The 26,719-nt window shown below is 71.6% G+C and carries 23 protein-coding genes; 11 read left to right on the plus strand and 12 right to left on the minus strand.

What is annotated here, in order from left to right:
- Positions 1-5 precede the first annotated feature (5 nt).
- A complete protein-coding gene (locus tag ACFYSH_RS12435; RefSeq protein WP_359468067.1) occupies positions 6-1,145 on the plus strand; it encodes an XdhC/CoxI family protein in 1,140 nt (379 codons plus the stop codon).
- Between the two features lie 660 nt (positions 1,146-1,805).
- Here ACFYSH_RS12435 and ACFYSH_RS12440 read toward each other — a convergent pair.
- The 3 genes from ACFYSH_RS12440 to ACFYSH_RS12450 form a co-directional block, all read right to left on the minus strand.
- Positions 1,806-3,362, minus strand: coding sequence for a peptidoglycan-binding protein (locus tag ACFYSH_RS12440; RefSeq protein WP_388752163.1), 1,557 nt, complete (start codon positions 3,360-3,362; stop codon positions 1,806-1,808).
- Positions 3,363-3,498: 136 nt separating this feature from the next.
- Complete coding sequence (locus ACFYSH_RS12445; protein WP_359468063.1) at positions 3,499-3,687, minus strand: hypothetical protein; 189 nt, start codon at positions 3,685-3,687, stop codon at positions 3,499-3,501.
- 77 nt (positions 3,688-3,764) lie between these two features.
- Entirely contained in the window at positions 3,765-4,208 is a 444-nt protein-coding gene (locus tag ACFYSH_RS12450; protein WP_359468061.1) for a nitroreductase family deazaflavin-dependent oxidoreductase, read from the minus strand.
- 243 nt (positions 4,209-4,451) lie between these two features.
- Between ACFYSH_RS12450 and ACFYSH_RS12455 the strand changes: the two genes are divergently transcribed.
- Genes ACFYSH_RS12455 through ACFYSH_RS12465 form a run of 3 tightly spaced genes read left to right on the plus strand, consistent with a single transcriptional unit; the run spans position 4,452 to position 6,940 of the window.
- Entirely contained in the window at positions 4,452-4,685 is a 234-nt protein-coding gene (locus ACFYSH_RS12455) for an acyl carrier protein (protein ID WP_359468059.1), read from the plus strand.
- The gene (locus tag ACFYSH_RS12460) at positions 4,682-5,956 is read left to right on the plus strand and encodes a beta-ketoacyl-[acyl-carrier-protein] synthase family protein (protein ID WP_359468056.1); all 1,275 of its coding nucleotides are present in this window, start codon (positions 4,682-4,684) and stop codon (positions 5,954-5,956) included. Before ACFYSH_RS12455 ends, ACFYSH_RS12460 begins: the two co-directional genes overlap by 4 nt.
- A gap of 18 nt (positions 5,957-5,974) precedes the next feature.
- Positions 5,975-6,940, plus strand: coding sequence for an alpha/beta hydrolase (locus tag ACFYSH_RS12465; protein WP_359468053.1), 966 nt, complete (start codon positions 5,975-5,977; stop codon positions 6,938-6,940).
- A 42-nt stretch (positions 6,941-6,982) separates the two neighbouring features.
- Here the strand turns inward: ACFYSH_RS12465 and ACFYSH_RS12470 are convergent, their stop codons facing one another.
- The 4 genes from ACFYSH_RS12470 to ACFYSH_RS12485 form a co-directional block, all read right to left on the minus strand.
- Positions 6,983-9,397 (minus strand): endonuclease/exonuclease/phosphatase family protein, encoded by a 2,415-nt coding sequence (locus tag ACFYSH_RS12470; protein WP_359468049.1) that lies wholly within the window; start codon positions 9,395-9,397, stop codon positions 6,983-6,985.
- A 138-nt stretch (positions 9,398-9,535) separates the two neighbouring features.
- A complete protein-coding gene (locus ACFYSH_RS12475; RefSeq protein WP_388752167.1) occupies positions 9,536-10,717 on the minus strand; it encodes a DUF1266 domain-containing protein in 1,182 nt (393 codons plus the stop codon).
- Positions 10,714-11,910: a DUF1266 domain-containing protein gene (locus tag ACFYSH_RS12480; protein WP_388752169.1), complete on the minus strand. Its 1,197-nt coding sequence runs from the start codon at positions 11,908-11,910 to the stop codon at positions 10,714-10,716. The genes ACFYSH_RS12475 and ACFYSH_RS12480 overlap by 4 nt, the downstream gene beginning before the upstream one ends.
- Before the next feature lie 56 nt (positions 11,911-11,966).
- Positions 11,967-12,377 carry a VOC family protein gene (locus tag ACFYSH_RS12485; protein WP_359468045.1) on the minus strand — a complete coding sequence of 137 codons (411 nt, stop codon included), beginning with the start codon at positions 12,375-12,377 and terminating at the stop codon, positions 11,967-11,969.
- 120 nt (positions 12,378-12,497) lie between these two features.
- Between ACFYSH_RS12485 and ACFYSH_RS12490 the strand changes: the two genes are divergently transcribed.
- A complete protein-coding gene (locus ACFYSH_RS12490) occupies positions 12,498-14,003 on the plus strand; it encodes an MFS transporter (RefSeq protein ID WP_359468043.1) in 1,506 nt (501 codons plus the stop codon).
- The gene (locus tag ACFYSH_RS12495; RefSeq protein ID WP_388752171.1) at positions 14,000-15,031 is read left to right on the plus strand and encodes a glutathione S-transferase family protein; all 1,032 of its coding nucleotides are present in this window, start codon (positions 14,000-14,002) and stop codon (positions 15,029-15,031) included. Before ACFYSH_RS12490 ends, ACFYSH_RS12495 begins: the two co-directional genes overlap by 4 nt.
- Positions 15,032-15,060: 29 nt before the next feature.
- Here ACFYSH_RS12495 and ACFYSH_RS12500 read toward each other — a convergent pair whose 3' ends face one another.
- Together ACFYSH_RS12500 and ACFYSH_RS12505 are read right to left on the minus strand one after the other, a co-directional pair.
- Complete coding sequence (locus tag ACFYSH_RS12500; RefSeq protein ID WP_359468037.1) at positions 15,061-15,927, minus strand: DMT family transporter; 867 nt, start codon at positions 15,925-15,927, stop codon at positions 15,061-15,063.
- 203 nt (positions 15,928-16,130) lie between these two features.
- Positions 16,131-17,012 (minus strand): response regulator transcription factor, encoded by an 882-nt coding sequence (locus tag ACFYSH_RS12505; protein WP_388752173.1) that lies wholly within the window; start codon positions 17,010-17,012, stop codon positions 16,131-16,133.
- Positions 17,013-17,115: 103 nt separating this feature from the next.
- On the opposite strand from ACFYSH_RS12505, the gene ACFYSH_RS12510 reads away from it, so the two are divergent.
- Positions 17,116-18,792: an AMP-binding protein gene (locus tag ACFYSH_RS12510; protein WP_388752175.1), complete on the plus strand. Its 1,677-nt coding sequence runs from the start codon at positions 17,116-17,118 to the stop codon at positions 18,790-18,792.
- Entirely contained in the window at positions 18,789-20,396 is a 1,608-nt protein-coding gene (locus ACFYSH_RS12515; protein WP_388752177.1) for an AMP-binding protein, read from the plus strand. The genes ACFYSH_RS12510 and ACFYSH_RS12515 overlap by 4 nt, the downstream gene beginning before the upstream one ends.
- 9 nt (positions 20,397-20,405) lie before the next feature.
- Here the strand turns inward: ACFYSH_RS12515 and ACFYSH_RS12520 are convergent, their stop codons facing one another.
- Both ACFYSH_RS12520 and ACFYSH_RS12525 read right to left on the minus strand, forming a co-directional pair.
- The gene (locus ACFYSH_RS12520) at positions 20,406-20,627 is read right to left on the minus strand and encodes a hypothetical protein (protein WP_359468028.1); all 222 of its coding nucleotides are present in this window, start codon (positions 20,625-20,627) and stop codon (positions 20,406-20,408) included.
- A gap of 71 nt (positions 20,628-20,698) precedes the next feature.
- Positions 20,699-21,445, minus strand: coding sequence for a hypothetical protein (locus ACFYSH_RS12525; RefSeq protein ID WP_359468025.1), 747 nt, complete (start codon positions 21,443-21,445; stop codon positions 20,699-20,701).
- 257 nt (positions 21,446-21,702) lie between these two features.
- Between ACFYSH_RS12525 and gcl the strand changes: the two genes are divergently transcribed.
- The 3 genes from gcl to ACFYSH_RS12540 all read left to right on the plus strand — a co-directional run bounded on the left by gcl (position 21,703) and on the right by ACFYSH_RS12540 (position 24,968).
- Positions 21,703-23,487 carry a glyoxylate carboligase gene (gcl, locus tag ACFYSH_RS12530; protein WP_359468022.1) on the plus strand — a complete coding sequence of 595 codons (1,785 nt, stop codon included), beginning with the start codon at positions 21,703-21,705 and terminating at the stop codon, positions 23,485-23,487.
- Positions 23,488-24,103: 616 nt separating this feature from the next.
- Positions 24,104-24,553, plus strand: coding sequence for a DUF6083 domain-containing protein (locus tag ACFYSH_RS12535; RefSeq protein ID WP_388752180.1), 450 nt, complete (start codon positions 24,104-24,106; stop codon positions 24,551-24,553).
- 55 nt (positions 24,554-24,608) lie between these two features.
- Entirely contained in the window at positions 24,609-24,968 is a 360-nt protein-coding gene (locus ACFYSH_RS12540) for a hypothetical protein (RefSeq protein ID WP_359468016.1), read from the plus strand.
- A 234-nt stretch (positions 24,969-25,202) separates the two neighbouring features.
- On the opposite strand, the gene ACFYSH_RS12545 is transcribed toward ACFYSH_RS12540, so the two are convergent.
- Entirely contained in the window at positions 25,203-26,660 is a 1,458-nt protein-coding gene (locus ACFYSH_RS12545) for a catalase (protein WP_359468013.1), read from the minus strand.
- Positions 26,661-26,719 lie beyond the last annotated feature (59 nt).

Genomic DNA, 26,719 nt, shown 5'->3' on the forward strand with positions numbered 1-26,719 from the left:
AAGCCATGCTGGACATCGCCGAAGAGCTCCACCGGTGGGTCGGGCAGGGACGCGCGTTCGCCGTGGCCACCGTGGTGGCCGTCGGCGGCAGCGTGCCCCGGCAGCCGGGCGCCGCCCTCGCCGTCGACAGCGAGGGCACGGCCGTCGGGTCGGTCTCCGGCGGATGTGTGGAGGGGGCGGTGTACGAGCTGTGCCGGCAGGCGATCGAGGACGGCACCACCGTGCGCGAGCGCTTCGGCTACAGCGACGACGACGCCTTCGCGGTCGGTCTGACCTGCGGCGGTGTCATCGACGTCCTGGTGACCCCGGTGCGCGCGGACGACCCCGCACGCGCGGTGTTCGCCGCCGCGTTCGTCGCCGCCGCGGAAGGCAGGGCCGCGGCCGTCGCACGGGTCACCGAGGGCCCGCAGAGCCATCTCGGCAGGCCCCTGCTCGTCCACCCGGACGGTACGTACGCCGGCGGGCTCGGCGGACCTCCCGAACTGGACCGTACGGCCGCCGCCGAGGCCCGCGCGATGCTCGACGCGGGCCGCACCGGAGAAGTCGTCATCGGCGCCGAGGGCTCCCGCTGCGGCAGCCCCCTCACCCTGCTCGTCGAGTCCAGTGTCCCGCCGCCCCGGATGATCGTGTTCGGGGCCATCGACTTCGCCGCCGCCCTGGTGCGGGCCGGCCGCTTCCTCGGCTACCGCGTCACCGTCTGCGACGCCCGCCCCGTCTTCGCCACGGCGGCCCGTTTCCCGGACGCCGACGAGATCGTCGTCGACTGGCCGCACCGCTACCTCGCCACCACCGATGTGGACGCGCGCACGGTGCTCTGCGTGCTCACCCATGACGCGAAGTTCGACGTCCCGCTGCTGGAGCTGGCCCTGCGGCTGCCGGTCGCCTACGTCGGCGCGATGGGCTCGCGCCGTACTCATCTGGAGCGCAACGAGCGGCTGCGCGAGGCCGGGGTCACCGACCGTCAGCTGGCCGCGCTGCACTCGCCGATCGGGCTGGATCTGGGAGCCCGCACGCCGGAGGAGACCGCTCTCTCGATCGCGGCGGAGATCGTCGCGGACCGGCGCGGCGGCACCGGACTGCCGCTGAAGGGCGCCCACACCCCGATCCACCACGAGGACGGCGCATCCCTGGTCCCGGTGGCCTGAACCCGGCCACCGGCCGCTGACCACGTCGGGCGGGTTGCCGCCACGGATTCACGCGAGCGATGAAGCGTCCGTAGCCCGGGATTTACCGGTAGATCGGCTGCATGACATTTCCTCCTCCTCCGTTTCCGGCCGGGCGAGACCCGCTCGTGCGGGACGCACCTGCTCATAGCGACCTCGGTCGCCCTGGTGAGCGGCGCCATGCTTCCCGCGGCGGGCTCCGCCGTCGCCGCTCCGAAGCCGCAGGCCGCGGCGGACCGCCCCGGTGCAGCAGGAGTCCGAGACCCGGCAGCTGCGCGACGACATGGCCCGCACCGAGCCCGGCGGAGAGGGCGGCCTCACCGGCGGCGGGCCGCCCTCTCCCGTGCCTTGCGCCGCGCCACGGTGTACTTCGACCAGTCCCCGCGGTGCCGGTCGCACCGGGAGGCCCCCTTCATCGCCAGCCGTTGGCAGCGCGTGCCCTTCTGGGTGCCTGCCCCACATGTCGACTGCGTACGAGCCATGTCCGACCGCCCTCCGAGTCCCGTCGGCCGTGTACCGACAGAGCCCAGATTCGCCTGCGGACCCTCTGCGGGGAAGGCGCACCCGTGCCCACCGGGTGCGCACCGGAGTGCACGGGTGGGCGGGCAGGCGCGGAGTACCGCGACGCGGCGCGGCCGGAGATCAGAGTCCGGACTGGAGCGCCTTCCAGGTGTCGGGGCCGACGCTGCCGTCGACCGACAGTTTCCGGGTGCTCTGGTAGTCGCGGACGGCCCTGTCCGTGTCGGTGCCGAAGGCTCCGTCGACAGCCACGGTTCTGCCCAGCGCCGCGGTCAGTGACCGCTGCAGCCGCTTGACCGCGTCACCCGAGGCGCCCGTGACGAGAACCGGTGTGGTGCCGGCGGAGAGCAGTGCGGTCCAGGTCTTCGGTCCGACCGTTCCGTCGGCGTCGAGACCGCGCGCCTTCTGGAACGCGCGTACGGCGCTGTCGGTGAGGGTCCCGAAGAAGCCGTCGGCGGTGCCGGCGTCGTAGCCCTGCTGGTTGAGCAGTGTCTGGACGGCGGTCACCTGCGGCCCCTGTGAGCCCGTCCTCTGGGTCGTGTACGACGGGAAGGTCAGCACGTCGCCCCCACCGGCGGAGCCGCCGACGAGCTGCATGTAGTAAGTCCAGTTCCAGTTGTCACCCGGGTCGGTGTGGTCGTTCCCGGGGACCTCGACGTGTCCGAGGATGTGCGCCCGGTCCTTGGGGATGCCGTACCGGTCGCACAGGTACGTCGTCAGTGCCGCCGAGGAGCGGTACATCGTGTCGGTGAACCACGACGGGTCGTCGACGAAACCCTCGTGTTCGATGCCGAGCGACGAGGCGTTGGCGCTCTTGGCGTGGTACGCGGTGTCCTTGTCCCGCACCATCTGGGTGATCTGGCCGTCCGAGGAACGGACCACGTAGTGCGAACTGACCTTCGACGTCGCGTTCTGGAACCAGCTGATGGTTCCGGCGTACGAGCCCTGCGTGACGTGGATGACCACCTTGTCCACCGTCGCCGTACGGCCTGTCGCGAAGTTGGCGGAATGGGCCGCCACCCAGAGGGCGGGAGGGTAGTCCTGGCTCTTGGCGGTGACGTCGGCCTTCGCGAGGGGGCCCTTGTCGGGGGAGACCGGGCGGGAGGTGACCGAGATCCGTTCACCGCCGGCGACGGTGGCCCGTAGCCCCTGGGCGAGGAAGGTGTAGACGGTGTCGGCGTAGAGAGCGGCGATGGCGCTCTCGGCCCCGCTGTAACGGGCCACGGCCGGATACCAGGCGTCGATGTCCGTCCGCTCGGCCTCGTCCATGCCCAGCGCGTCGGCGTGGCTCCGCAGCACGGCGGCGCCGCCCAGGATGTTGGCCCCGGTGTCCTTGCGCAGGTCGGCCGTGGATTTGCCCGTCAGCGCGGCGGCCTTCTCCAGGGAGTGGTTGACGGGGTTGCTCACCAGGTGCATCACGCCGTAGCCGTTGTCCTGGCTGGGCCGCCCGGCGTGCCCGTCCAGATGGGTCTCTCCGTAGCCGACGGCCGCGAGCAGGTCACGCGGTACGCCGAACCTCTCGGCGGCCTGCTCGAAGGCCTGGTTCATGGAGGCGGTGGAGGCGGTGGAGGCGGTGGGGGCGGCGCCGGCCGGGTGGCCGGTGGCGACGAGGGCGGTGACGGTGAGAGAGGCCAGAACGGCTGCGCGACCTCGGGTGTGGCCTGCGGGGCGTCGGGGCATACCTGCTCCAGGTCTGGGAGGGAGAGGAAGGCCACCGGACCGGTGAAGGTGGGCCGAGGGCCGCTGAGCCCGCACAGGCTATCCGCGTGTCCAGGGCATGACAACGACGCCACGCGGCTGCCAACTGCCTTTCACCTCAATGGAGTTGTGGATCGGTCGGCGTGGTCCGGTGGGCCGTCGCCCCGGCAGCGGGTGCCGGTGCGGCGTCGTCACCGGCGGTTGCGGTGGAACCCTCGGCCGGAGCCTGGAAACGCGTCCGTGTGCTCCCCGTGTGCTCGGGTCCCGCCGGGTCGAGCGACTCGGCGTGCACCGTCTCGAAGGCCATGACCGCGGCGTGCACGGCTCGACGTCCGGCCCGGGGGGCCTGCGGGTGTCCGGCCGCGTCCCCCGGGCCGGTGCGGGTCAGCGCCGCCGGAGCCGGACCACCGGGATGTCCCGGGCGGTCTTCGCGCGGTACTCGGCGTACCGGGGGAAGACCTCCACCAGATGCGGCCACACCCGCTCCTTCTCCTCGGGGGAGAGGGGCTCGGCGAGGGCGGGGAAGCGTTCCGTGCCGACCCTGACGTCCACCTCCGGACCGGCCAGCAGGTTCAGATACCAGAGCGGGTGAGCGTCCGAGCCACCGTTCGATCCGACGATCAGATAGTCGTCGCCGTCCCGTCCGTACATCAGTACGGTCCGCCGGACGGCACCGCTGCGCCGGCCGACGTAGTCCAGCAGCAGGCAGGGCACGCCGAGCTGGGTGGTGCCCTTCGTCCCGCCCGACGACTCGTACAACTCGGCCTGCGCCGCGACCCACTTGGCCGGACTCGTCCGTACCGCCCCGTCGCGCTCCTCTGCTGTCACGGTTCTTTCCCGTCCTCCGGTAGGCCCTCGTGGCCGTACGTCTGTGCCCATCGTGCCATCCCCCATTCCGGCGCTACGGAATCGCACACCTGGCCGTCCCCACTCCTCACGGGGGAACGAGGTCGGGAACGACCGCCGGGAAGGCGTATAAAGGGTGCCTCCCGAGCAGCCGGCGTCCCCGATGGCCGTCTCACCCCCCACGCGGCCGGCGTCACCGCGTACCGAGAGCGGAGGAGCATCCCCATGAGCACCTCGGAAGAGATCAGCGCCTTGCTCGTCACCAGGTTCGGAACCGATCCGGAGGCCATCCGGCCCGACGTTCCGCTCCGGCAGCTGAAGCTGGACTCGCTCGCGCTGGAGGAGCTCCGGCTCCATATCGAGGACCGGATGGACATCGACCTGGAGGACGTGATCCTGTCGTCGCGCGACACCTTCGGCCATCTGCTCGCGGCCGTGTGCAGCAAGGCCGGCGCGTGACGGGCCCGGGGCCGCACGCACGACGGTCCGCCCGGCCGGGCATCGAACCCTTCAGCGCCGCGGTGACGGGCATCGGCCTGGTCACCGCCGCGGGCGTGGGGGTCGAGGAGACCTGGCGCGGCGTGTGCGACACGGGGGCAGCCCCGTCGGTAGGGCACCTGCCGGAACTCGACGGGCTGCCCTGCGACTTCATGTACACCGTCGACGGCCTGGACACGAAGGCCGCTCTGGGCGTGGCAGTGCAGCGGCTGATGGACCGCTTCTCGCAGCTCGCCGTCATCGCCGCCCGTGAAGCGGTCGCGGACGCCGGGCTCGACCCATCGGTCTGGGACGCTGGGCGGGTCGCCGTCGTCATCGGATCCGCCCACGGCGGCCTGCCGTTCTACGACGAACAGCACACCACCCTCATCGAGCGTGGCGCCCGGCGCGTCTCCCCGAAGCTCGCCCCGCTGACCGTCGTCAACGGCGCCGCCAGCAGCGTCGCCATGGACCTGGGTGTGCACGGCCCGAGCCAGGCCGTCTCCACGGCCTGCTCGTCGGGCACCGTGGCCATCGGGACGGCCCACCAGATGCTCCGCGCCGGGGCGTGCGACATCGTCGTCGCGGGCGGCGCCGAATCGGTCCGCTCCCGGCTCCTGATCGCCAGCGCCTGTCAGATGCGGGCCGTCTCCACCCGCCGGCACGACCCCCAGGCGGCGTGCCGTCCCTTCGACACGCACCGCGACGGCTTCGTCGTCGGCGAGGGCGCCGGCCTCCTCGTCATGGAACGCCCCGAGCACGCCCGGGCCCGCGGGGCCACCGTCCGTGCCCGGGTCGCCGGCTACGGGGCCTCCAGCGACGCCCACTCCGCCGTCGCCCCCGACCCCGACGGCCTCGGCATCGAGCGGGCGCTGCGCACCGCCCTGGCCGACGCGGGCATCGGTGCCCCCGAGATCGGCCACGTCAACGCCCATGGGACGTCGACCGTCGCCAACGACCTCATCGAGGCGACCATGCTGCGCCGCGTCCTCGGCGAACACCCCCTCGTCACCTCGACGAAGGCCAGCACCGGGCACACCCTGGGTGCCGCGGGCGGCATCGAGGCGGCCCTGACCGTCCTCGCGCTCCAGCACCAGCTCGTCCCGCCGACCGGCAACCTCGACGCCCCCGACCCCGACATCCCCGTCGAGGTGGTGGGCAAGGAGGCCCGGCACGCCCCGTTCGACTGCGCCGTCAAGACGTCGCTCGGCTTCGGCGGCCACAACGCGGCGCTCGTGCTCACCCGGGCCTGACGGAAAGCGAGGAGCATCATGCCCGAGGAGATCATCCGGTCGCTGACGGTGGACGGACTGCGTTACGGCTACCGGGTCCTGCCCCGTGACCCGGCCGCCGGCGGAACACCGGTCACCGAACCGGTCGTCATCATCGGCGGCGCCCTGCAGGGCATGTTCGGCTGGCCGCAGATGGACGACCACCTGAGCCCGGTGGCCGACGTGGTGACCGCCGATCTGCCCGGCATGGGCTCGGCGGACCCTCTGCCGCCCGGCCCCGGCGCGCCCGTGCTGCGCGCGGCGGTGACCGGGATCATCGACGATCTGGGAGCCTCCAGGATCAACCTCTTCGGCTTCTCCTACGGCGCGGCCGTCGCCTTCGGCTGTGCGCAGCACGATCCAGGACGCGTCGCCCGGCTCGTCCTCGGCGGTGTCCCCACCCATATCGACGACAACAGGCGGGCCTACTGGCAGCGGGCGACCCGCGTGCTGGACGAGGGGGACCCGGAGGGCTTCGCGGCGCTGGCCGCTGACGGGTTGATGTGCCTGGACCCCGACCGGCCCGTGCACCGCAGGGAGCTCGCCCGGCGCTATGTGCGGCGCTCCTTCCAGCACGCGCTCGCCCACTCGGAGCACGCCGTCGACTCGCTGCGCCGGGCGCTCGCCGACCGGCCGGACTTCTCCGGCGGACTGTCGGGCGTACCGGCCCTGGTCTTCGCGGGGGAGCACGACACGGTGACGTCGCCGGAGCTGCAGCGGGAGTTCGCCGGGACGATCGAGGGAAGCCGCTTCCTCACCCTCCCGGAATCCGACCACTGGGTCGTCCTGGAGCGGTCCGACGAGGTCGCCGCCCTCGTGACCCGCTTCTTCACGGACCAGCCGCTCGAACCGGCCACGGCCCTCCTCCCGTGCCAGGCACGGGCCGGTGAGGTCGTCCCGGCGGAACCCACACCCGCAGCGCACCCGCGTCGCGGTGCGCCCACACCGGGTACGGCACCGCGATGAGCTCCCGGGTGGCGGCCCGGCCGGGGCCGCCACCCGGAGGCGTCAGTGCCGAGGGCCCTTGCCCTTCACGTCGATCCGCACGATCTGCGGGTCGTGGTCGCTCGCCTGGTCGGCGAACTCCGCGTTGATGTGTACGACGTCGTAGTCGAAGCGGCGGACACCAGGGCTGGTCAGGATGTGGTCCAGCGTCTGCGAGTTGCCGTCGTAGACGTAGCTGTACTGCTCGTTCGCGGGCAGCGTGGTGATGAGCGGTGTGAGCACCTTGCCGCTGGTCAGCGTCCGCATCGTGGGGGAGAAGGCGAAGTCGTTCAGGTCGCCGAGCGTGACGACCTGGGCCGACTTGTCCACCTTCAGCAGCGAGGTGACGAAGGTGTTGACCTCCGTCGCCTGCCGCACGCGCTGCGTCTCCGAGCTGCGCACCGGCTCCTGGTAGCGGCCGTGCAGGGACTGGTCGCCGCCCTTGGACGCGAAGTGGTTGGCGATGACGAAGACGCTCTCGCCACGGAAGCGGAACTCGCCCACGAGCGGCTTGCGGCTGTTGTCCCAGGCAGTGCTCGCGGGGTTGATCCGGCCGGGCGAGACGGAGAGCGTGGCGCCCTTCTTCGTCTTCACCGCCGTCACGGCGGTGGTCGCGTCGCCGCCAGGGCGGTCCACGAAGTCGACCCGGTCGGGGTCGAAGAGGAAGACGTTGCGGATGTTGCCGCCCGGCTCACCGCCGTCCCGGCCGTCCTCCGGCGCCACGTAGCGCCACGCGTACCGGGGGCCGCCGGCGGCGACGATCGCGTCCGTGAAGCGCTGCAGTGTCGCCTCGGATCCCACCGTGCCGTCGTTCACCGCACCGTTGTCGTCCTGGATCTCCTCCAGGGACAGGATGTCCGGGGACGCGAGGCTGACCGCCACACCGCGGGCGAGCGTGTCGAACTTCGTCTGCGCGTCGGCCGCGTCGAGGTTCTCCACGTTGTACGTGGCGACGGCGAGTTCCTTGCGCTTCTGCTTGCGTGTCACCTCGCGCTCCAGGCCGTTGTCCTTCAACGTGCCCAGCTCGGTGGCCTGCACGTTGTAGCCGCCGTACGACGCGTAGTCGACCACACCCGTGGTGGAGCCGGACAGCACGTCGCCCACGTCCGCGACCGGGACCGGCTGCGCGGCGTTCAGCGACATCACCTTGAGGCGGCCGGTGTTCTGGTCCTCGTAGGAGGCGTACAGCGTGCCCCCGCGCCGGGTCGGGTTCTCGCCCGGCTTCACCGTCACCCACACCTCGTCGTACGCGGTCGTCGCGCCCGTCACCCGGGTGTCGGCCATCGTGACGCGGGTGCCCTCGAGGGACTCGTACAGATCCAGGGCGTACGCCGCCGGGTCGAGCGCGAGGGCCTCGATCGAACCGCCGCCGGCGGTCGGCACATAGGCGTCCGGCACCGAGGAGGCATCGAGGACGACCGCCTCCGGCAGGGTGACGCCGGAGGACAGGACCGTGGTCCGCGGGGCGGTGATCTGGGTGAGCGACTGGGTGCCGGTGGCCGGGTAGTACTCGGCGACCTTTCCGCTGACCAGGACCGAGTCGCCGACGGTGACGGCGGGGGCGGCGGAGCCGGTGTGGACGAACAGGCCCTCGCTCGTACGGGCGTCGTCGTCAGGCGCGGTGTCCTGGATCCAGAACCCGCGTGACCCCGTGGCCCGTACGCCGGTGACGACGCCCGGGACTCCCGTGACCGGCTGTCCCACGAGCGGGGAGAGACGGGTCGTGCCCTGGATGTCGTGCACCCGCACCGTGCCCGGCTCGGTCGGTCCGCCGGGTTCGCCGGGGCCGGAACCGCCGGCGGTCTCGCCCGCCGCGTTGACGGGTGTCGGCGTGCCCGGGGCCAGGTCGGCGGCGTTGTCGTCGGTGTCCGCCAGGGAGGCGGCGCGTGCCACGGAGGAGGAGGCGGAGGCGCCCGCCACCGGTCCGGTGCCCTCACGCACGACTGCGGAGCCGTAGCCGACGAGGTCGACGATCCGCGTGTCGGCTGCGCAGTCGGCAGCGGTCCTGCAGGTCAGCGGGGTGGTGCCGGAGACGAGTGCGACGGTGCCGCTCGCCGCGGACATCGCGGTCGTGCCGGTCGCGTCGGCGGCCGGCAGGGCCACCGTGCCACCGGTGCCCGCGGCCTGCGCGACGAGGTAGCGGCCGCCCGGTGCGACGGAGCCGGACAGGGCGGAGGCCTGCCACAGCGACCCGGCGGAAGGGCTGCCCGGCAGGTACTGGACGCTGAAGCCGGACAGGCCGAAGGCGCTCTGGCCGGCGTTGGCCAGCTCGATGTAGTCACGGGTGAGCGTCGCGCCTGAGTTGCCCCCGCCGCCGTACACCTCGGAGATGACGGCCGACGACGACGGTGCCGCGAAGGCGGCGGGCAGGGCGGTCACCGACAGGGTCACGGCGAGGGCGGTGGCCAGCAGGGCGGAGCCGGGTCTGACTATGTGCACGGGACTGCTCCCAAATGTGTAGTGAGGGCCAAAAGCTATGCGCGTAGACCCGTCGTGGCAAGAGACCGGAGGTTAATTCCGGGGGTCATCACCGCGCTGACGCCGAGCAGTTCGGCACCGGGCGGAGTCCGGCGGCTCTCAGCGCCAGGGAAGGTTCCGCCACGGGCTGCCTTCGCTCTCCGTCAGCAGACGGTGCGCCGTGACGTTGTCCTGGTAGTAGGCGCCGTAGTCCTCACCGTCGAACCGCAGCACACGGCCCAGCGCGTACCCCGCGGAGAAGTCCTCCCAGGAGCGGTAGGCCGACTTGCTCAGCGCGCCGGCGTACACGATGGCCTGCTCCGCCTCGTGCGGGACACAGAAGCGGGCGGAGAGACCCCATCGGGCCAGGTTCACGGCGCGCCCGTAGTCGTAGGCGACCGTCGTGGTGACCCGGCCGTCCGGCGCCAGCAGCCCGTCGGCGCGGAACCGGGCCTCGTACCTGACGATGCGCCGTACCAGCTCCTCGATGTCCTTGACCGTGCCGTGGCCCGCTCCGATGTCCTGGGCGTGCCCGGCGGCCGTCTCCCGCCACAGATCGGCGGAGGGCTGCTCGCCGAGCCCGGCCGCGAGCTGTTCACGTACCCGGAGCACGAAATCGGGCTCGGGCGGACTGTTGTGCGCGTCGAGGAGGGCGTCCAACTGTGTGCGCCAGCCGCTTGGTCCGGTGATACCCCAGGAGTCGCGCAGCAGCTCCCGCTCACACGCGTACTCGTGGTAGGCGGTGCCCACCTCGTTCCACGGGACCCCGTTGCCGACCGCCAGATGCGCTCCGCACGCCAGCCCGTAGGCCAGCGGCCCGTGCAATGCCCCGTGCCGCAGGGCGATCAGCCGGTCGCCCCTGGGGCGGTCGTTCTCCGCGTGGTAGCGAAGCCACAGCGCGCGGTGCGGGGGCGTGGCCGCGAAGAGTATCTGGGCCGGTGTACCCGTGTTGACGGACAGCAGCTGATACGGGTCCGGCCAGTCGAGCTCCGCCACCCACTTGAGGGAGACCGCGTGGAACACCCACTCCGGGTGCCACGGCGGCAGCATCCCCCGGGTGAGGGCCCCCCGGCAGCTCCGGCCGGCCTCGTCCCGGTGCGAGCGCCACATGACCCTGTCGGGAGCGGCGTCCACCTCGGCCTTCGGCGCGAGGATGTAGAGCTCCTCGCCGGCGAGGACGCGTAGTTGGGCCTCCGCGTCGCCGCGTGCTCCCGCCTCGTACAGCAGGTGTTCCGTCACGGACGGCGACACCCACGGGGCTCCGTGGGAGGGGTGACCGGGATGTGAGGGCAGTGGATTCATGACCAGGCGATGTTCCGGTAGGGGCTGTCGGGGTCCTGCGTCAGGATGCGGTGCTGGGCGAGCGACTGCGCGTACTTCGCCCCGGACGGGTCGTCCGCGTCGAAGTGCACCACGCGGGCCAGCGAGTAACCGAGGGAGAACTCCGCCCAGGAGCCGTATGCCTGCCCGGCCAGGGCGCCGATCCGCAGCACGGCCTGTTCCGCCTCGCGCGGATCGCAGAGGCGGGCGCCGAGCGCGAGCCGTACGACGTTGACCGCCCGCCCGTGGTCGAAGGCGGCCAGGGTGTCGACCCGTTCGCCCGCGCTGAGGACGCCGTCCGCCCGGAACCGGTCCTCGTACGTCACGACCAGCCGCATCGCCTCATGGGCTTCGGCCGCGTCCGAGGGGGTGGACCGGCGGCGCGTCAGCGCCTCGGTGAGCGAGGCGGACCACTCCGGGGCCGTGGGGGTGCGGCCCAGCCGTCCGGCGAGGGCGTGACGGATCCGGAGCACCGACTCGTGACGACGGCCGACGAGCCGGGTCGCCAGCAGCGCTTCGAGCGTCTCCTGGTAGGCGGCGCGGTTCATCACGCCCCAGGGGTCGCGGAGCCGGGCGCGATCCGTTCCGTACCCCTCGTAGGCGGCGCCCAGGTCGTTCCAGAGGAGACCGTTGTGCACGGCGAGATGGGCACCGACGGCCAGACCGTGTGCGACCGGCCCGTGCAGCGGACCGGCCCGGTGAGTCAGCAGCCGGCCGCCCTGCGGCCCGCCGGACCGTGCGTGGGCCTTCAGCCACGCCCGGCGTCGCCCCGGCCCGGCCGCGAGGGTGACGGCGTACGGCGTGCCCGGATTGACCGCCAGCCACCGCACCCCGTCCGGCCAGCGGCGCGCGAGGTCCTCGAGCCCGGTCGCCTCGAACACCCAGTCGGGGTGCCAGGGCGGGAGCATGCCGGAGGTCAGGACCGCGACACACATCCGGCCCGGCGTCGCGGGATCAGCCTGCGTGGGGAGCGGGGGAGTGAAGCCGGGGGTGTCCGCGTGCAGCCGGGCGACGAGCGCGAAGAGCCTGCTCCCGGCCAGGGCGTCCAACAGCGTGTCCCGGTCGCCGGCCGCCGCCGTGTCGTGCAACAGCCGTTCCGTCCCGGTCGGTGCCGCATCCGGCAGCGCCGCCGTCCCCCGCGTTCCCGCCCCCGTGGTTCCCGTCCCCGTCGTCACGGTCGGATCCTACGTAATGCCTCCGGCAGCCAGGACGGTGGCCCGGCAGAGCCGGTCTACGCGTCAGGTCCGGCGGACGGCAGCCGGGCGGGGTGCACCGCCAGGGAGAAGGAGTGGCCGGCCGGGTCGGCGTAGACGCGGACGTCGCGGGGGCCGCTGTTGTCCCTGGCCTCCACCGGCCGGGCGCCGAGCGCGACCGCCTCGCGCTCGGCCTCGTCCATGGCGCCCCGGTCCACCAGGATGCGCAGATGGGCCTGTTGGGAATCCTCGGGGCGGGGCCAGCTGGGTGGCGCGTAGCCGTGATCGCGGCGGATCGCCAGACACACACCACTCTGGCCGACGATCTCGACGAAATCCGGATCGTCCCCCATACGTGTCTCGGCGTTCAGCAGCGCCGCATAGAACTCGGCGAGCTCCACGTGCTCGGCGCAGTCCAGGACCAGAACACTCGTTTTGGCGACAGTCATACTCTCCCGGATACCCGCGAAGCGGCCGGACAGGCCGGATGACGCCGACAGGGCCCCGCCCGCCGGACGCACGGCGTGCCCGGGGTGACGATCGGGGAGCGGCGTCCTAGGCTGCGGATCATGGCAGCGAGCGCGGGGAACCGGGACACGGCCTCTTCCGGCAGCGGTCCCGACGACCCCCGTCGCTGGCGTGCCCTCGCCGTCTGTCTCGTGGCGGGCTTCATGACACTGCTGGACGTCTCCATCGTCAATGTCGCGCTGCCGTCCATCAAAGAGGGCCTCGACACCCCGGAGTCCGACCTGCAATGGGTGCTGTCCGGCTACGCGCTCGCCTTCGGCCTCGTCCTCATCCCCGGCGGACGCCTCGGCGACGCACGGGGGCGGCGCGCGGTGTTCATGGCGGGGCTGACCCTCTTCACGCTGGCCTCCGCCGCCTGCGGAGCAGCCCAGTCCAGCCTCTGGCTCGTCATCGCCCGGCTCCTCCAGGGCGCGGCCGGCGGGCTGCTCTCGCCTCAGATCTCCGCACTGATCCAGCAGATGTTCTCCGGACGCGAGCGGGGCCGCGCCTTCGGCATGTTCGGCACCGTCGTCGGCATCTCCACCGCCGTCGGCCCGCTCCTGGGAGGCCTCCTGATCCAGGTCGCCGGAGCACAGGAAGGCTGGCGCTGGGTGTTCTACGTCAACCTGCCGATCGGGGTCGTCTGCCTCCTGCTGGCCCGCCGGCTGCTCCCCGACACCCCGTCGGCCACCCGGGTACGCCCGCGCGACCTGGACCCCGTCGGTGTCCTGCTGCTCGGGGCGGGGGTCCTCGCCCTGCTGCTGCCCTTCGTCCAGGCCCAGCAGTGGCCGGGCCTGCGGAAGTGGCTGCTCGTGGCGGTGGCCGCAGTCCTGCTCACTGCGTTCGTCGCCTGGGAGTCCCGCTGCGCGCGACGGAACGTCCAACCGGTGCTGAACCTGTCGCTCTTCCGGCTCCGGACCTTCTGGCTGGGCTGTCTGATGATCCTGCTGTACTTCGCCGGCTTCACCTCGATCTTCTTCATCAGCACGCTCTACCTGCAGTCGGGGCTGCACTACAGCGCGTTGGAGGCCGGCCTCGCGATCACCCCGTTCGCCCTGGGCGCCGGAGCGTCGGCGAGCATCGGCGGCCGGCTGGTCGGCCGCTTCGGGCGGCCCCTGATCGTCGTGGGACTCACCATGGTGGCCGTCGGGCTCGGGCTCACCGCCCTGGCCGCACACCTGGTGCCGGGCCGCGGTGCCGGCTTCGCGATGGCCGCCCCGCTGCTGCTGGCCGGCCTGGGCAGCGGCCTGGTCATCGCACCCAACCAGACCCTCACCCTCTCCGAGGTGCCCGTGCACAACGCGGGCAGCGCCGGCGGCACCCTCCAGACCAGCCAGCGCGTCGGCTCGGCCGTCGGGATCGCCGCGGTGGGCTCGCTCTTCTTCGCCCAGCTCGGTGACGGCGACTGGGCGGCCGCCTACGACCACGGGCTCCTCGTCTCCGTCGCCTTCGTCCTCGCGGGCCTGATCGTGGCTCTCGCCGATGTCGCTGCGGGCAGGCGGGGAAGGAGACGGTCCGAAACGTCCGACACCACCGATGCCACCGACGTCCCGAGGGGAACACCATGAGCGACACCGAGGACCAGGAGCAACGCGGGAACACCTCGTACGGCCACAAGCCCTTCAAGCGCTCCCGCAGCCACTTCGCCGACCGCATCACCGCCGACGGCCGGGACGGCTGGCCGGTCGAGGCCGGGCGCTACCGCCTCGTCGTCAGCCGGGCCTGTCCCTGGGCGAGCCGGGCCCTGGTCTCACGTCGGCTGCTCGGGCTGGAGAGCGCGCTCTCCCTGGCCGTGGCCGACCCCGTCCAGGACGACCGCAGCTGGCGCTTCACCCTCGACGAGGGCGGCAAGGACCCGGTGCTCGGCATCGGCTACCTGAGCGAGGCATACGACGCGCGGGAGCGCGGCTACCCGGGCGGGGTCAGCGTGCCCGCGGTCGTCGACGTACCCACCCGAACCCTGGTCACCAACGACTACCAGCAGATCACGCTGGACCTGGCCACCGAATGGACCGGCCTGCACCGCTCCGGTGCCCCCGACCTGTACCCGGAGCGGCGGCGCGACGAGATCGACTCAGTGATGGACGGCATCTACCGGGACGTCAACAACGGCGTGTACCGCGCGGGATTCGCCGCCGGGCAGGGCGAGTACGAGGCGGCGTACGTCGATGTGTTCCGCCGCCTGGACCTGGTCTCCGAACGTCTCGCCGGGCAGCGCTACCTGGTCGGGGACACGATCACCGAGGCGGACATCCGGCTGTTCACGACCCTGGTGCGCTTCGACGCCGTCTACCACGGACACTTCAAGTGCAACCGCTCGAAGCTCACCGAGGACCCCGTCCTGTGGGCGTACGTCCGCGATCTGTACCGGACGCCGGGTTTCGGCGACACCGTCGACTTCGACCACATCAAGCGGCACTACTACCAGGTCCACACCGGTATCAACCCGACCGGCATCGTGCCGTTGGGCCCCGACCTGGCAGGATGGCTGACCCCGCACCACCGGGAACAGCTGGGCGGCCGCCCGTTCGGCGACGGCACCCCGCCCGGACCGGTGCCGCCCGGCGAGGAGATCCCCGCGCGGGGACGCCCCTGACCGGCCGTTCCGCGCGGCCGCCGTCCGGCTCACTCCACGCGTGGCGGCGCCGTGTTCGCCGCCGCCAGCGGGGAGCGGGCGAGGACCACGCAGCCGACGGCGACCAGAGCAGCCCCGGCCAGCTGGGGCAGCAGCCACCAGCCGGTCCGCAGCTCCTCGCCGAACAGGGTCACCCCGTAGGTGATACTGATCAACGCGTCCCCGAGCGTCAGCATCGGCTGTACCGCCACCAGCGAGCCGGCCTGCAGCGCGTTCTGGAGGAGGAACAACGCGCCCACGCCGGCCACCGCGGTGGCGTACAGCTGCCACGCCGTCAGCAGGCCGGTCACTCCGTCGCCGTCCAGCCGCGACATGGCGTCCTTCATCAGCGCGGCGGTCAGCGCGTACCCGCACGCCGCGGCCAGTCCCAGCAGCGCGGCCCGGGCGTCACCGGAGGTACCGAGCGCCGCGGCGATCAGCGCGGCCTCGAAGACCCCGGTCACCACCAGAGCCGGGATCCAGGCCGCGCCCTGCACGTCCTCACTGCCGCCGACCGGCGCGGCGGCGGCCATACCGAGGGCCAGACCCAGCGTCACGGCGGCCACCCCGGACCAGACCTGGCGTGGCACCCCGACCCGCATGACGTAGCCGGCGACGAGCAGGGTCGCGGGCAGTTCGATCACGAAGATCGGCTGGACGACGGCGATGGGCCCCGTGGCCAGCGCCACCGCCTGGAAGACGGCGGCGACGATCACGAGAGCGATCCCGGCGAGCCACACCTTCTGCCGCAGCAGATGCCCGAACAACGACAGCCGCATCGCCTCGCTGTCGGGCACCTTGACGGCGGCGCGGCGCTGCAGCACCGAGGCGGTGCCGTTGCTGAGAGCGGTCAGGACGGCGAACAGGACACTGATCACCGCCTCATCATGCGGGCCGAAGCCGCCCTGTCGACGGTGCCGCGTATCCGCGCGAGTGTCGCCCGACCCGGGCCGGGGCGGCAGGCGCATGCCGGCGGTCATGCCTTCCGCGTCCCCCGCCACGGCCGGCCCGGCACTTCATCGACTTCGCCGACCGGGACGCCGTCGCCGACCGCGACGCAGTCCTCGAACGCGACGCGTCCTCACGGCAGCAGTCCCGCACGGCGTGCCGAGACCACCGCCTCCAGCCGGGTGTGCGCGCCCAGCTTCCGCATCGCGGACCGCAGATAACTCTTCACGGTCTCCGGCCGCAGTCCCAGCCTTTCGGCCGCGGCGGCGTTCGTCGCGCCCGACGCCACGCAGGCGATCACATCCACCTCGCGCGGCGCCAGCCGTGCCCGCCCCGCACCGGGGATGCGGCCCGCACCGGGGATGCGGCCCGCACCGGGGATGCGGCCCGCCCCGGCGGCCATCGCCAGCCGTCCGCACACCGCGAGCAGGTCCTCGCGCAGTGACGCGTCCACGATCTTGGGGACCAAGGCACGCAGCTCGCGATGCGCCTCGCGGACGTCCTCCCAGGTGCCGGGGCCCGTGGTGGGCTCCGCGACCTGTTCCCGGGCCGCCGCCAGGAGCTGCTGCACCTCGTCCCGGACGACCAGGGCCTGCTCCACGTCCCGGGCGGCCGAGGTCGCCGCGTCGAACGTACGGTCTCCGAGCGTCAGCGGCTCACGCAAGGCCCCGTACAGCACACCGCGCACCGTCCGGCGTACGACGACGGGCACCGCGACCACCGAGCGCAGGCCCTCCGTCGCGACGGCCGTGTCGTACTCATGGCTGATGTGGCGCGAGGAGGGGTAGTCCGTGACCGCGCACGGCCGCGACAGAGCGATCGCCTTACCGCCGAGCCCGCTCCCCGCCGAGACGACGAGCCCGCGCAGTGCCGGTGTCTGCGCACCGCTCAGCTCGGCGATCATGGCGCGACGGGCATCGGACAGCAGCCCGCCGAAGACCACCGGCAGCCCGCTCGACCGGCGCAGCCTCAGCAGGGCCGCCCGCAGCTCGGTCGCCTCGCCCGGTTCCGGCACGCCGACGCCTCCCCGCCCTGTCACCTACCCCCGTTCGGGGGTGGTGAGATCTGGGTCACTGTTCACATGATGTTAAAGGACGGGTTCGCGACGAGGAGGGCACATGCCGGCAACGAGTGCGACGGAGACGTTCCGGGCGGCCCGGGACTTCCTGATCGAGCACCGCGAGGACTACACCACGGCGTACGAGGGCTTCAGCTGGCCCCGGCCCGACCACTTCAACTGGGCGCTCGACTGGTTCGACGTCATCGCCGAGAACAACGAGCGCACCGCCCTGCACATCGTGGAGGAGGACGGCGGCCGCACCGAGGTGTCCTTCGCCCGGATGGCGGACCGCTCCGACCGGGCGGCGAACTGGCTACGGGAACAGGGCGTGGCCGCCGGTGACCGGATCCTCGTCATGCTCGGCAATCAGGTCGAGCTGTGGGAGACGGCACTGGCCGCGATGAAGCTGCGCGCCGTCGTCATCCCCGCGACCCCCCTGCTGGGACCGGCCGACCTCCGCGACCGGGTCGAGCGCGGCAGGGTCCGCCACGTCATCGTGCGGTCGGCCGACACGTCGAAGTTCGACGAGGTGCCCGGCGGCTACACCCGGATCGCCGTCGGCGGCGACGTCGAGGGCTGGCTCTCCTACAGCGGGGCCGACGGAGCGCCCGGGACGTTCACCCCGGACCGGGAGACGGACGCCGACGAGCCCCTGATGCTCTACTTCACCTCGGGCACCACGGCGAGCCCCAAGCTGGTCGAGCACACCCATGTCTCGTATCCCGTGGGCCACTTGTCGACGATGTACTGGATCGGCCTCAAGCCCGGCGACGTCCACCTGAACATCTCCTCACCCGGCTGGGCGAAGCACGCCTGGTCGAACCTCTTCGCACCGTGGAGCGCCGAGGCCACCGTCTTCATCTTCAACTACACCCGCTTCGACGCAGCCCGGCTGATGGCGGAGATGGACCGCTCGGCGATCACCAGTTTCTGCGCCCCGCCGACGGTCTGGAGGATGCTCATCCAGGCCGACCTCGGCCAGCTGAAGGCACCGCCGCGCGAGGTCGTCGCGGCCGGTGAGCCGCTCAACCCCGAGGTCATCGAGAGCGTCCGCCGCGCCTGGGGCGTCACCATCCGCGACGGTTTCGGCCAGACGGAGACCGCGGTGCAGGTGGCCAACACGCCGGGGCAGACGCTCAAGCCGGGCTCCATGGGACGGCCGAGTCCCGGCTTCAAGGTGGAACTGCTGGACCCTGTCTCCGGTGCTCCAGGCGTGGCGGAGGGCGAGATCTGCCTCGACCTGGCCGCGGCGCCGGTCGGCCTGATGGCGGGCTACCACGGAGATCCCGGCCGAACGGCGGCAGCCATGGCCGGCGGTTACTACCGCACGGGCGACATCGGCGCACGGGACGAGGACGGCTACCTCACCTACGTGGGCCGGAGCGATGACGTCTTCAAGTCCAGCGATTACAAGATCTCGCCGTTCGAGCTGGAGAGCGCACTGCTGGAACACGAGGCGGTCGTCGAGGCCGCCGTCGTGCCCGCCCCCGACGCGGTGAGGCTCTCCGTCCCGAAGGCGTACGTCGTGCTCGCCGAGGGCTGGGAGCCCGGGCCCGCCACCGCCGAGGTGCTGTTCGAACACTCCCGGGCGGTTCTCGCCCCGTACAAGCGCGTGCGACGGCTGGAGTTCGCCGAGCTGCCCAAGACCGTTTCCGGGAAGATCCGGAGAATCGAACTGCGCGAGCGTACGGCGGAAGGCACCGGTACCGAGTTCGTCGAGGGGGACGTGCGATGAGTGGCCTTTCCTACGCACACGGCACCAGCGCCACGGCTCTGCTCGGCGACACCATCGGACGCGACCTGGACCGGGCGGTCGAGGCGTTCGGGGAGCGGGAGGCACTGGTCGACGTGGTGTCCGGGCGCCGCTGGACCTACGCCGCATTCGGCGCCGACGTCGAGGAGCTGGCCCGAGGACTGATGGCGTCCGGGGTGGCCAAGGGCGACCGGGTCGGCATCTGGGCGGTCAACTGCCCGGAATGGGTCCTCGTCCAGTACGCCACGGCCCGGATCGGTGCCGTCATGGTCAACATCAACCCGTCCTACCGCGCGCACGAGCTGGCGTACGTGCTGAGGCAGGCCGGGATCTCCGTCCTGGTCGCCTCGCTCGCCCACCGCACCAGCGACTACCGCGCGCTCGTCGGCCAGGTCCGCGCGGACTGCCCGGCGCTGAGGGCCGTCCACTACATCGGTGATGCGTCCTGGGACGAGCTGACGGCCGCCTCGGTCAACGTGACGGCACAACAACTCGCGGCGCGCGAGGCGGAGTTGTCGTGTGACGACCCGATCAACATCCAGTACACCTCCGGAACCACCGGCTTTCCCAAGGGGGCCGTCCTCTCCCACCACAACATCCTCAACAACGGCTTCTTCGTGGGGGAGATGGTCGCCTACACCGAGCAGGACCGGGTCTGTCTGCCGGTGCCCTTCTATCATTGCTTCGGCATGGTCATGGGGAACCTCGCCATCACCTCGCACGGCGCCTGCATCGTCATTCCCGCGCCGGCCTTCGAGCCCGCCGCCGTGCTGGCCGCCGTCCAGCAGGAGCGCTGCACCTCGCTCTACGGGGTGCCCACGATGTTCATCGCGGAGCTCGACCTCCCCGGCTTCCCCTCGTACGACCTCTCCTCGCTGCGCACCGGGATCATGGCGGGATCGCCCTGTCCGGTCGAGGTGATGAAGAGGGTCGTCGCCGAGATGCACATGGACGAGGTGTCCATCTGCTACGGGATGACGGAGACCTCGCCCGTCTCCACCCAGACCCGCCGGGAGGACGACCTGGAGCGCCGCACCGGCACCGTCGGCCGGGCGATGCCGCACATCGAGGTGAAGGTCGTCGACCCGGTGACGGGCGTGACCCTGCCGCGCGGTGAGGCCGGCGAACTGCGCACCCGTGGCTACAGCGTGATGCTCGGCTACTGGGACCAGCCGGAGCGGACGGCCGAAGTCATCGACGCGGGACGCTGGATGCACACGGGGGACCTCGCGGTGATGCGGGAGGACGGGTACGTCCAGATCGTCGGCCGCATCAAGGACATGATCATCCGCGGCGGGGAGAACGTCTATCCGCGTGAGATCGAGGAGTTCCTCTACGGGCACCCCAAGATCGCGGACGTCCAGGTGGTCGGGGTGCCGGACGACAGGTACGGCGAGGAGATCCTGGCCTGCGTCATTCCCCGTGACCCGGCCGACCCGCCGACGCTCGACGAGGTGACGGCCTACTGCCGTGAGCAGCTGGCGCACTACAAGATTCCGCGGGGGCTGCGGATTCTGGAGGCGTTCCCCATGACCGTCAGCGGTAAGGTCCGGAAGGTCGAACTGCGGGAGGGGTACGGCGCGTAGCCCGCGGGGTCAGGCGGCCTCGATGACGCCGGAGCCTATACCCTGGGTCGCCATCGCCCATTCTATGAGCAGCACCTCGTACTCCGCGGCTTCCACCGGCGTCCAGTCCTGGCCGGCCCGTGAGTCGACGAGTGCGCGGATCGCGTCGTTGGCCTCGACGACGGACGGGTGGACGGGCTGGGTCAGGAATACGGGGGCGGAGTGAGTGGAGAGCCGAGGAGTTAAGACCATGCCTTCACTCTACGTCCTCATGCTGACAACAGCTCGAACATATGCGGCTGGCACGGCACAGGTGACCGAAATCATTCGACGGGGGCGGGCGGTCCGGGGCCGACGCTGACCAGTTCGTCCGCGGCGCCGTTCACCGGCTGCGGTGGTCCGGTGAGATCCAGGACGAACAGCGGGATCGCGAGGCCGTCGGCGCGTGAGCGGGCCTCGTCCGTGTAGCCGGCCAGGGAGAACAGCACGCTGGACACCGAGGCGTGCAGGGCGTTCAGCCACAGGCATTCGACATCACGCAGGGCGGTCGGCCGCGTCGTCGCGTCGACCTGGGCGATGATGCCGGCGGCCCGCAGGTCGATCCGGAAGCCGGGCCGCACCTCGGGCTGGACGACGTCGCTGAAGCCCAGCCACCTCAGGTACAGCGCCGCGGTGTTCACGGCGTCGCGGGCCGTGCGTATCACCAGCGGGCGGAACGACGGCCGTGGATGCGCGGCCGTGCGTGGCAACGGTATGTGGGACGGGCCGGGCGGATCTGCCGCCGCCGGCGGCGGGGCGGTGCCGCGCGTGGCCACCGGACGTACGGGTATCCGTAACACCGCACCGCAGGGGCAGCAGAGTTCGGGGTGCGGCCATTGGTCGCGGCGCCCGCAGGAATGACACCGCACGCGCACCCAGTCGTCGTTCCAGGTGCGGTGCGTGATGAGCACGGCCGGTGCGCCGCGCATCAGCGGTGGGGCGGTCGGAGAGCCGCACGGGCAGGGGTACACCGGCGTGATGTACGCGTGGTCCCGGCGGCAGACCGGGCAGCGCACCGGTACGGACTCCACGTGCTGCCCCTTCCTTCCGCCCTGCGGCGACGACCGCGTTCCGTACCTCCATCGTCCACCAGGAGCGACGTTCGGGGGAGGGAATCGCACACTTCGACCCGATGGGCTCCGCCGGCTTTCGCCGTCTTCTCTTGACTGCTGTCCGGGGTCGCCCTAAGTTGCTTCCATATAGCAGAAGTAAATTTCCGTAATACGGAATTGGTGCTCTCAGGTGGCGCGACAGAGCCCGACTCCACCAAGTCCGAGCAGGAGCACTCATGCCTCGTATGACCGCTGCCCGAGCGGCAGTTGAGATCCTCAAGCGCGAAGGCGTCAGCAACGCGTTCGGTGTGCCGGGGGCGGCGATCAACCCGTTCTACGCGGCCCTCAAGGCCGCCGGCGGGGTCCAGCACACCCTGGCCCGCCATGTCGAGGGCGCTTCCCACATGGCGGAGGGCTACACCCGTGCCGCGGCAGGCAACATCGGCGTCTGCGTCGGTACGTCGGGGCCCGCGGGCACCGACATGATCACCGGCCTCTACTCGGCCATCGCCGACTCGATCCCGATCCTCTGCATCACCGGCCAGGCGCCGACCGCCGTCCTCCACAAGGAGGACTTCCAGGCCGTCGACATCGCGTCGATCGCCGCGCCGGTGACCAAGGCCGCCACCACCGTCCTGGAGGCCGCGCAGGTCCCGGGCGTCTTCCAGCAGGCTTTCCACCTGATGCGCACCGGACGGCCCGGGCCGGTCCTCATCGACCTGCCGATCGATGTGCAGCTCACCGAGATCGAGTTCGACCCCGAGCTGTACCAGCCGCTGCCGGTCCACAAGCCCGCCGCGAGCCGCAAGCAGATCGAGCGGGCCTTGGAGATGCTCAACGCCTCCGAGCGGCCGCTGCTCGTGGCGGGCGGCGGCATCATCAACGCCGACGCGTCGCAACTCCTGGTGGAGTTCGCCGAGCTTACCGGCGTCCCGGTCGTCCCCACCCTGATGGGCTGGGGCATCCTCCCCGACGACCACGAGTTGAACGCGGGCATGGTCGGCCTGCAGACCTCGCACCGCTACGGCAACGCGACCTTCCTGGAGTCCGACTTCGTCCTCGGTATCGGCAACCGCTGGGCCAACCGTCACACCGGCAGGCTGGACGTCTACACCGAGGGCCGCACCTTCGTCCACGTCGACATCGAACCCACCCAGCTGGGCAGGATCTTCGCCCCGGACCTCGGTATCGCCTCCGACGCGAAGGCGGCGCTCGAGCTCTTCGTCGAGGTCGCGCGGGAGCTCGAGGCGGCCGGCACGCTGAAGGACCGCTCGGCCTGGGCCGCGTCCACGCAGGAACGCCGGGCCACGCTGCAGCGCCGCACCCACTTCGACGACGTGCCGCTGAAGCCGCAGCGCGTCTACGAGGAGATGAACCGGGCGTTCGGCCCGGAGACCCGGTACGTCACCACCATCGGCCTCTCCCAGATCGCGGGCGCGCAGATGCTGCACGTGTACCGGCCGCGCCACTGGATCAACTGCGGCCAGGCCGGCCCGCTGGGCTGGACCATCCCCGCCGCGCTGGGTGTGGCTACGGCGGACCCGCAGGGCTCCGTGGTCGCGCTCTCCGGCGACTACGACTTCCAGTTCATGCTGGAGGAGCTCGCTGTCGGTGCGCAGCACCGCATCCCGTACGTCCATGTGCTGGTGAACAACTCCTACCTGGGGCTCATCCGGCAGGCGCAGCGCACCTTCGACATCGACTTCCAGGTCAGCCTGGAGTTCGAGAACATCAACTCCCCGGAGCTGGGCGTCTACGGCGTGGACCACGTCAAGGTCGTCGAGGGTCTGGGCTGCAAGGCGATCCGCGTCGCCGAGCCGGACCAGCTGCTGCCGGCCTTCGAGGAGGCCAAGAAGCTCGCGGCCGAGCACCGGGTCCCGGTCGTCGTCGAGGCGATCCTGGAGCGGGTCACCAACATCTCGATGAGCGGGTCCGACATCGCGTCGGTCAACGAGTTCGAGGACGTGGCCTCCGAGCCGGGCCACGCACCGACGGCGATACGCCCGCTGACCGTGTCCTGACCCGTCCGCGCGGCGTGTCGGAGGACCTCGGCGGCCCAGGGGGCCCGCCGGGGTCCTCGCGGCACGCCGTCCTCCCGCCCCCTGTTCGGTCCGTACGGTCGCGCCCTGCTCGGAGACCCGGTAAGCACTCGGTCTGTGACAGCCGCAGCTCGAAGACCATCCCGTACCGCTCGCGGAGGTCCGTCACCGTCGTCGACGGCGGTTCGTGCAGGCGCCGTGTGACGGGCGGATCGCTCTCCGCCTGCGGGTCCGAGCCCTCGACCAGCGTCGGCGGGCTGCTGCGCACGGTGTCCCAGGACAAGGTCTGCGGGGGGTCCGAGACCTGGGGGTTCCGGTGTGCCCGGACCGGTCGGGTGGGCACCGCGGGCCCGGTGGTGGTCGACGAGAGCACGGCGGTAGTGGTCGTGACCGAACGGAACGGCATCGGCGACGACACCGGCGGACCGCGTCGGCCATCCGTACACGTACTCATCCGCGTCCGGCCAAGGCGCGAGGGGCGCAGGTGACCGGGCGCGTCTCCTGTGGCTTCCCGTCCCACGGTAAAGGCATCACGCACCACCCGGTACGGCCGGATCGCGCCCTACCCCCACCCACGGCGGGCCCGGATCATCGACCTATGGGGGAGATTGACAACGTTTCGTCCCGTCCGGACCGGCCCGCCGGCGACTCCGACCACGTCAACGCCGCTTTTCACGCACTCCTGGAAGGCGCCACCGCGCCACGGCCGCCCGCGCCGCCCGACTGTCCCTTCTGCGACCTCCCGCAGGACAGGTACGCCACTTCCTACCGCGGGCACTGGATTCTGCTGGAACCCCGCATCCTCGTCCCTGCCCACACCGTCCCCCCACGGCGGCGGTGGGTGATCTCATCGTCCGGGACCGCCCTGAACCTGTGGGACGCGGAGCCGCTCCCCGGCACCGTCTGCCGGATCCCGCACCGCATCGCCTGTCCCCGCCTCGAGGCGGAGGACCACTGGCCGTGGGTGACGGCCCTGCGCGGGCACAACAGCCGGCGGTCACAGCGCCTGTTCGACCTGCCCGACGAGGGGCTCCCGGACGCCGGGTGACTGCCGGGCGAGGGCGCGGAGCCCCGGCCGCGGCGGTCTGCGGACAATGGCCGGTATGACGAAGAGGCATGGAGCGGCGCACAAGGGCCGCCGGTTCACCAAGTCCGTGACCTGGGAGACGGCCGCGGACGGAGACCGGCGTGTTTGTGCGGCGTGCGGGACGGCCGTCCGCTCCTACCAGTACCGCTTCCATCCTCCGGCCGGCCTCCTGTTCGAGCGGTGCGTCGGGCTGGCCTGGTGCAGGGGCTGCCGGGTCTACTCCGGCTCGATGGTGCGTGTGCCCCGGGAGCAGGTGCTCGTCGACGCCCTGGCCTCGCTGCCCCGGGACCAGCGGGAGCGCGTCGAGCGCAGCGAGGCCGAGCTCGTCGGACATCTCGACGAGTGGATGGACAACGGCTGTGGCATCCCGTCATGAGAGGAGGGGTGCGGTGCACGCCGCACGCGTGCACCGCACCCCTGTCCGCTGGTCACAGAGACCGCGGCGGCGGCGAGCAGAGTGCCGGGGCCGGCTCCTTCGGGTCTGGAGCCGGGCCACCGGGCCCTTCACCACCGCACTGGCGTCGTCCGCCGCCGCGGTCCCGTCCTGCCGGTGCCACGCGCCACCCCTCATCCGGGTGCGGCGGCACGGGCAGGGCCATGGGAAGGAGGCTCAGTCCTCGCGCAGGGCGCGGACGGCCTCCTCCACGCGCTTGCCGTAGTCGGCGTCGGCGGCGTGGAAGTGGGCGAGGTTCTTCTCGATCACGTCGTCACGGGTGACCTGCGAGAGGCCTCCGGCGATGTTCGCGATCAGGCGGTTCTTCTCGTCCGACGACATCAGCCGGTAGAGCTCGCCCGCCTGGAAGAAGTCGTCGTCCTTCGTGTGCGGGGGCGCCTCGTGCGTACCCGTCCAGCCGTGCACCGCGAGCGGCGAGGCGAGGGCCACCCCGGTCTGTGCGGGGCCCGCGTAGGAGTTGGGCTCGTAGTTCTTGTCCTGGCGCGAGCCGTAGCGGGTGGCGTGCAGACCGTCGCGCCCGTAGTTGTCGACGGTGGCGGCCTTCGGCGCGTTGACCGGGAGCTGGGTGTGGTTGACGCCCAGCCGGTAGCGCTGCGCGTCGGCGTACGCGAACAGCCGTCCCTGGAGCATCTTGTCCGGGGAGGGGCCGATGCCGGGCACGAAGTTGTTCGGTGAGAACGCCGCCTGCTCCACCTCGGCGAAGACGTTGTCCGGGTTGCGGTCCAGCACCAGCCGGCCGACGCGCTGCAGCGGGTAGTCGGCGTGCGGCCACACCTTCGTCACGTCGAACGGGTTGAAGCGGTACCCGCCGGCCTCGGCGGCCGGCATGAGCTGCACGTACAGGGTCCAGGACGGGTTGACCCCGCGCTCGATGGCCTGGAGCAGGTCGGTCTGGTGGGAGTCGGCGTCCTTGCCGACCTGTTCGGCGGCCTGCTCGGCGGAGAGTGAGCGCACGCCCTGGTTCGTCTTGAAGTGGTACTTGACGAAGTAGGCCTCGCCCTCGGCGTTCGTCCACTGGTACGTGTGTGAGCCGAAGCCGTTCATGTGGCGGTACGAGGCGGGAATCCCGCGGTCGCCCATCAGCCAGGTGACCTGGTGCGTCGCCTCGGGGGAGTTCGCCCAGAAGTCCCAGACGTTGTCCGGCTCCTGGCGGCCCGTGAAGGGGTCACGCTTCTGGGAGTGGATGAAGTCGGGGAACTTGATCGGGTCCTTGATGAAGAACACGGGCGTGTTGTTGCCGACCAGGTCGTAGTTGCCCTCGTCCGTATAGAACTTGAGAGCGAAGCCACGGGGGTCCCGCACGGCGTCCGCGCCGCCCAGTGAGTCGGCGACCGTGGAGAAGCGGATGAACGTCTCGGTGCGGCGCCCCACTTCGGAGAGGAAGTCGGCGCGGGTGAAGCCGGTGACGTCGTCCGTCACCTCGAAGTAGCCGTACGCGCCGGAGCCACGGGCGTGGACGACGCGCTCCGGGATGCGCTCACGGTTGAAGCGGGCGAGCTTCTCCAGCAGGTGCTGGTCCTGGAGGAGGATCGGCCCGCCGGCGCCGGCCGTGGCGGAGTTCTGGTTGTCGGCGACCGGGGCGCCTGACTCGGTCGTGAGCACACGCTGGGACATGGAGGCCTTCCGTACGGGGCTGCTGACGGCCTGAGGAGCGTAGATTCGCCGATGTCCGG

Source organism: Streptomyces sp. NPDC005791 (genome assembly GCF_042871485.1).
Lineage (GTDB): Bacteria > Actinomycetota > Actinomycetes > Streptomycetales > Streptomycetaceae > Streptomyces.